We start from the raw sequence: 1,047 nt of genomic DNA, 5'->3' as shown, positions 1-1,047 counted from the left end.
AATGCCACAACCTATTGTTCCTGTAGAGATTCCACAATCTCGTCGTTTTGATTCTAAAAAGAGAAATGATATTCTGCTTAAAATTCGTATTGGCAAGCTTGAAGTAAGTTTTTTTCAATCTCTCAATCTCGAAATGATAGAAGAGCTTTTGGATAAGGTGTTGCTCTATGACAATTCATCTATCTAGCCTAGGGCAGGTCTATCTCGTATGTGGGAAAACGGATATGAGACAAGGCATTGATTCACTGGCTTATCTCATTAAAACCCACTTTGAATTGGATCCTTTCTCAGGTCAAGTCTTTCTCTTTTGTGGTGGACGTAAAGACCGCTTTAAAGCCCTTTACTGGGATGGTCAAGGATTTTGGCTACTATATAAACGCTTTGAGAACGGTAAGTTGACTTGGCCAAGTACAGAAAAGGATGTCAAAGCTCTCACACCTGAACAAGTAGACTGGCTGATGAAGGGCTTTTCTATCACTCCCCAAATAAATTCATCAGAAAGTCGTGATTTCTATTGAAATGATGCCTTTCTTTTTAGTATAATAAAGTTAGAAAACAAGGAGGGGAAGACGATGAAAGACTTATTAAAANNACCAATGAACTTGCCCTTCTTCGTGAACAAGTGGCTTATCTAACGCAAAAGCTCTATGGAAAATCCTCTGAGAAAAGTGTTTGTCCATCTGGACAAGTCAGCCTTTTTGAGGAGGAAGCTTCATCTGATGAAGATGGAGAGGTTCCCAGTTGAAAGAGAAGAAATCACCTATAAACGTAAGAAAGCTAAAGGAAAACGTCAAGCTCTTCTTGCCCAATTCGATTCAGAAGAACTCCATCATCGCTTAGAGGATTGCATTTGCCCTGACTGTCAGGGAGAGCTAAAAGAGATTGGAGCGAGTCTTCAAGGCCAAGAATTAGTCTTTATTCCTGCGCAATTAAAACGCATAGATCATATCCAACACTCTTACAAATGCCAAGCATGCAGTGAGAAAAATCCGAGTGATAAAATTGTGAAAGCTCCTATCCCTAAAGCCCCTTTGGCGCATAGCCTTG

General features: G+C 40.0%; 4 protein-coding genes. All 4 read left to right on the top strand.

The annotated features are described in order from the left end of the window. The first annotated feature begins 1 nt into the window (after position 1). Positions 2-187, top strand: a complete 186-nt coding sequence (locus HT693_RS10550; protein WP_031223047.1) for a hypothetical protein — start codon at positions 2-4, stop codon at positions 185-187. After that, on the top strand, positions 168-518 hold the full coding sequence (gene tnpB, locus HT693_RS10545; RefSeq protein WP_050141977.1) for an IS66 family insertion sequence element accessory protein TnpB: 351 nt from the start codon (positions 168-170) through the stop codon (positions 516-518). The genes HT693_RS10550 and tnpB overlap by 20 nt, the downstream gene beginning before the upstream one ends. 65 nt (positions 519-583) lie before the next feature. Next, positions 584-745: a transposase gene (locus HT693_RS10540; RefSeq protein ID WP_172925169.1), complete on the top strand. Its 162-nt coding sequence runs from the start codon at positions 584-586 to the stop codon at positions 743-745. Further along, on the top strand, positions 720-1,047 hold a 328-nt coding region (locus HT693_RS10535; protein WP_240152732.1), incomplete at its 3' end, for an IS66 family transposase zinc-finger binding domain-containing protein. The genes HT693_RS10540 and HT693_RS10535, both read left to right, overlap by 26 nt.

The sequence above is a fragment of the Streptococcus sp. 2154 genome (assembly GCF_013277255.1).
Taxonomy (GTDB): domain Bacteria; phylum Bacillota; class Bacilli; order Lactobacillales; family Streptococcaceae; genus Streptococcus; species Streptococcus pseudopneumoniae.
Note: the sequence above shows the minus strand (reverse complement) of the source record. Positions and strands in the feature narration are given on the sequence as shown.

What these genes read in the sequence shown, in the direction of transcription:
- HT693_RS10550 (WP_031223047.1), top strand. Translation starts at nt 2, where the DNA reads ATGCCACAACCTATTGTTCCTGTAGAGATTCCACAATCTCGTCGTTTT.
- tnpB (WP_050141977.1), top strand. Translation starts at nt 168, where the DNA reads ATGACAATTCATCTATCTAGCCTAGGGCAGGTCTATCTCGTATGTGGG.